Annotated in this window: 4 protein-coding genes and 1 tRNA gene; 2 read left to right on the plus strand and 3 right to left on the minus strand. The window is 61.5% G+C overall.

Annotated features, from left to right (window positions below; all coding sequences use genetic code 11):
- Window positions 1–62 precede the first annotated feature (62 nt).
- Window positions 63–136: transfer RNA gene (locus RMN95_RS07770), tRNA-Pro, on the plus strand.
- A 164-nt stretch (window positions 137–300) separates the two neighbouring features.
- Here the strand turns inward: RMN95_RS07770 and RMN95_RS07775 are convergent.
- The 3 genes from RMN95_RS07775 to RMN95_RS07785 form a co-directional block, all read right to left on the minus strand.
- Window positions 301–762 (minus strand): tyrosine-type recombinase/integrase, encoded by a 462-nt coding sequence (locus RMN95_RS07775; protein WP_309616367.1) that lies wholly within the window; start codon window positions 760–762, stop codon window positions 301–303.
- A gap of 1,141 nt (window positions 763–1,903) precedes the next feature.
- Window positions 1,904–2,824 carry a hypothetical protein gene (locus tag RMN95_RS07780; RefSeq protein WP_309616368.1) on the minus strand — a complete coding sequence of 307 codons (921 nt, stop codon included), beginning with the start codon at window positions 2,822–2,824 and terminating at the stop codon, window positions 1,904–1,906.
- Window positions 2,824–3,093: a hypothetical protein gene (locus tag RMN95_RS07785; protein WP_309616369.1), complete on the minus strand. Its 270-nt coding sequence runs from the start codon at window positions 3,091–3,093 to the stop codon at window positions 2,824–2,826. Before RMN95_RS07785 ends, RMN95_RS07780 begins: the two co-directional genes overlap by 1 nt.
- A 97-nt stretch (window positions 3,094–3,190) precedes the next feature.
- Here RMN95_RS07785 and RMN95_RS07790 point away from each other — a divergent pair.
- Window positions 3,191–3,838: hypothetical protein (locus RMN95_RS07790; RefSeq protein WP_309616370.1), on the plus strand; the 648-nt coding region annotated here is incomplete at its 3' end.

The following is a 3,838-nucleotide window of genomic DNA, read 5'->3' on the forward strand; positions in this document are numbered from 1 at the left end:
GTCTCTGCGGTTCGCGATAAGCTACCGGAGGTTCGAATCGCGTCAGCGGGTCGGTCAAGTCACGGGCTGTGGCGCAGCTTGGTAGCGCACTTGACTGGGGGTCAAGGGGTCGCAGGTTCAAATCCTGTCAGCCCGACAAAAAAGAAAGTGCCTGATCAGAAGCTATTTTTAAAAGGTCGTAAGCTAATTGAGGGTACCGGTCTTTTACCCAAAATTGCACCCCCTGAACCTCTTGACCCGATATGGTCAAGGGGTACAGGCGTTTCTAGCTGCTCATCACGGCCTCCCGAAGGTGCTTTTTCATCCGTGCTGCAGCGCTCTGCAGCGCCGTGTTGTCTCGACAGATGCGTGTCCGAGGATGTCGCTCACGACGTGAATCGGGACGCCCGCGTTCGCGAACCGGGTTGCACCCGCATGTCGCAGGTCGCGACGGCGCAGCCCCTGCAACCCCATCGATGCAACCAGCTCGTCCCAGCAGGTTGCATCACGCAATGTCGCAGTCGTGATGACTCGGCCGCGTGGCCCGCGCAACAACGGCCGGTTGCGCGCCAATTGCATCGCGAGTCGGCGCAGCACTGGCTCGAGCGGGTCGATGATGGGCACGCGGCGCGCCCGGCGGCCCTTCGGAGGCTCAATGCTGAGGCCGCCGGCACCGGGGAAGCACTGTCGTTCGATCGTGACAACCTTGTTCGGCCAATCGACGTCACCGACGATGAGCCCGCCTACCTCCGAACTGCGCGCGGCGAGGAACGCGCTGAGCATTATGTGGTCGCAGTAGCATTAATGAATCGCTGCGCAGGACTTAGCGATCCGCTCGACATCGTGGGGCGAAGGAATCAGCCTCACGTGCTGGAACTCCATGTTCGAGCGGTAACGTCTCTCAGCCCGATCGCGCATTGGATTGTGCGTGATGAGGTCATCGCGTATCGCTTCGTCGAGCACTCGCGTCAGTGCGGCGATCGTGCTCTTGAGCGTGGAACGCGAGTGGGTCTTCTCCCATGTGTCGATAGTTCGGGGTACGCGCCCGGTCGTAATCTCGCGAATACGGAGGGGGCCCAGGGTCGGAGGGACTCTGAGTTGGAGTCCGGCTCGATAACCGGCTGCAGTCGAAGTCGGATCGACGCCGCGAAGGAAACGGTCGCCAATTGAATGCGCATCGTCGGTGAGAGTGATGAGTGAGTCGATAGTGCGGCCCGAACTCGCCTGCATGAGTTTGAAGAACCCCCGGGCAGCTTCGTCATTGTCGACCGTGATTGAGCGACTCCGTCGGTTGAGCGATGAAGGTTCGGTCCAGCGGACGCGGGCGCGAATTCGGGATCCGCGCCGCAGCGTATCGACGCGGAGACGAGTTCCGGATGGTGGAAGAGAGAAGAGGAGATCAGTCATCCGATTGAGGATTTCGTCACGTCGCTGTGGAACGCAATGCTCGACAGGCAAAGTAACGCTGTGCGCGTCGTCACCCTAAGCCCTGATCTGTGCCGATGATGGGGCATGGAAGATCGACGTGACAGGCACATCTTCGTGCACTTCGATATGAACGTCTGGGTGTCGTTGGTGCGCGGCAGCTCCGAAGGTGACCGGAAATGGATGACGGCGCGCTCCGCCTTGGAAACAGCAGTCCTGGCAGGGGAATCCATCGCAAGGATATCTATCGGTGGCACCATAAATTATCGGCGTACGCAGCCGCGAGAGTCTGGCCGAGGCCAAGCGAGCGGGCAAGCAGGTGGGCTCTCCCGTCCTACTGCCCGTCGAGGTCCAGGACCGCATCGTCGCGGAGCGCGCGACCGGTCGGACGCTCGCTGTTATCCCGCAGGGGCTGAACGACGATCTCGTGCCCTACCCGGCAAGGGCAGGGGCTGCTCCCCGGTTCGGTCGTAGCGGTTCTCAGGAGGACTCGGGTCGTCTAGAAGCTGAACCCGAACTTGGCGGGCACATGGTCGGAGCGCTGGTCACCGTTAGCGTCCTCGTAGGTGACAGTGAAGTCGACGCCGAAGGCCACGCCGCCGTCTGTCGGACACCCAGCGAATCGGAGGACGCCGATTCCTGCGAGGTTGCCAAGTTCTCTCTTGAGAATGAAGGTGAAGTAGTTCGGGTCAGCGTCGATCACGACATTGTTCGTGATGCTGCCCTCTGCGCCGTTGGCGAGGACGTAGATGTCCTTGCTCGGACTCTGCTTCGGCCTGCCGATCTGCCACGTCGGCTGGACGACAGGCTTGAGCGGCTTCGGTGGCATCACGACTGTCCCAGGCAAGTCTCCACCCGCCGTCTGCGGCTGCTCATCACCGTTCTGGTCGATCCACGTAACGGTGAACGTCACCCCCTCGCGACGACCCCGTGCGGTTGGCTCGCCCCTAAGCTGCCGCCCGGTTAAGCCATCCGAGTTGTTGTCACCGAACGCGCCGGGAAAGAAGGCCTCGCCGTCGAAGGTGAAGAACCCCGGGTCTGCGTCGAGGCACACGTCACTGACCCGCCACCCCGAGTTGTTCAGGAAGTACACGTCCTCACCGAGCGGGGTGTCGGTGCTGATTCGCCACGACGGGCGAGGTGAGCGTGCTCGTTCGGCCTTGACCTCAGCGTCTCGCTTGTCGTATCCCTGCTGCACCAGCAAGTCACGCTTCACCTTGCCGTTGATGCGCCAACTCCAGACCCACTTGAATAAGCGAGCGATGCCCCGCCCAGCAGTCTTGTAGGCCGGTTTGAACTTGGGCACTCGCGAGAGCAGCGCGACGAGCGCGACCACGACTAGCCCGCCCACGATCGCGGACAGCGTGGGTGACTGGTCGATGAGTCCCAGCAGGCCGGGGTCGGGTGTGGGGGTCTCCATCAGATGAGCACCGAGATTGCGACGTCCTTGTAACCCCGGGCCACTCCACCGGTCGACAAGTTGACCACGGTAAAGCCCTGATCCCCCAGCCGCTTGACCACCACATGGGTTGCGAAGTCGTTCACGGACGTCCAGCCACCCGTGCCGTTCGGCTCGGGATAGTCGAGTGTGCTGTCCACACGACGCCACGCGGCGCTGACGCGCACTTGCTTGTTGGCGCTCTTCGGGAACTGCGCTTGAGCGCTGGCGAGGATCTGGGGTCGAGGCATGCTGCAAGACTAGTACTGTTCCAAGCTGTACTGCCCATTTTTTGTACGCATGGCGGACAATGAGACAATATGTCCTAGTCGTACTATACTTGGCCTCATGACGGACAATAAGACAATTCTCATCCTCAAGGGCAAGATCGGCTACGAGGAGGAGATCACGGCTGCCCAGGCCGCTCAGATCATCGCCTTCCTCAACACTGACGAAGGCGAGGCCCCCACGCTCGGTGCGCCAGTGCTGGCTCCCAAGTCTCCAGTCCGAGACGTGAACACCAAGTTGGTCGAGAACGCGCGCGACGCGATCCTCCGCACTGGGGCAAAGACCAACCCCGAGAAGATCGTCGCTCTTGCGGCCTACGTCCTTCAGGACGGTGGTGACACCGTGAAGGCGGACGCCATCAAGTCGCAGTTCCAGCGTGCCCGCGAGGCGGTCCCGGCCAAGTTCGCCCGCGACCTCTCGACGGCTATCACCTCCGGCTGGATCGCGGAGGGAGACGGCGGGGAGTTGTACCTGACCAAGAACGTAGAGAACCTCTTTGAGGACGGCTTCGTCTTCCCGAAGTTTGGCAGTAGCGGTAGGGCGCGCTCGACTAAGAAGACCACCACCAAGAAGACCACCACGAAGAGTGGGAAGCCTGACACCCTCGCTAACATCGATGAGTTTCACGCGGTCATGGAGGGCTACCCGCCCTACGCCAAGTTGAAGGTTCAGAAGGATCGCCTGCTCTGGATCCTCGTCTACATGCGC

Source organism: Salinibacterium sp., from assembly GCF_031364185.1.
Classification (GTDB): domain Bacteria; phylum Actinomycetota; class Actinomycetes; order Actinomycetales; family Microbacteriaceae; genus Rhodoglobus.

Excerpts from the sequence above, each read along its gene's own strand:
- RMN95_RS07775 (WP_309616367.1), bottom strand. The coding sequence starts at position 762 with ATGCTCAGCGCGTTCCTCGCCGCGCGCAGTTCGGAGGTAGGCGGGCTC.
- RMN95_RS07780 (WP_309616368.1), bottom strand. The coding sequence starts at position 2,824 with ATGGAGACCCCCACACCCGACCCCGGCCTGCTGGGACTCATCGACCAG.
- RMN95_RS07785 (WP_309616369.1), bottom strand. The coding sequence starts at position 3,093 with ATGCCTCGACCCCAGATCCTCGCCAGCGCTCAAGCGCAGTTCCCGAAG.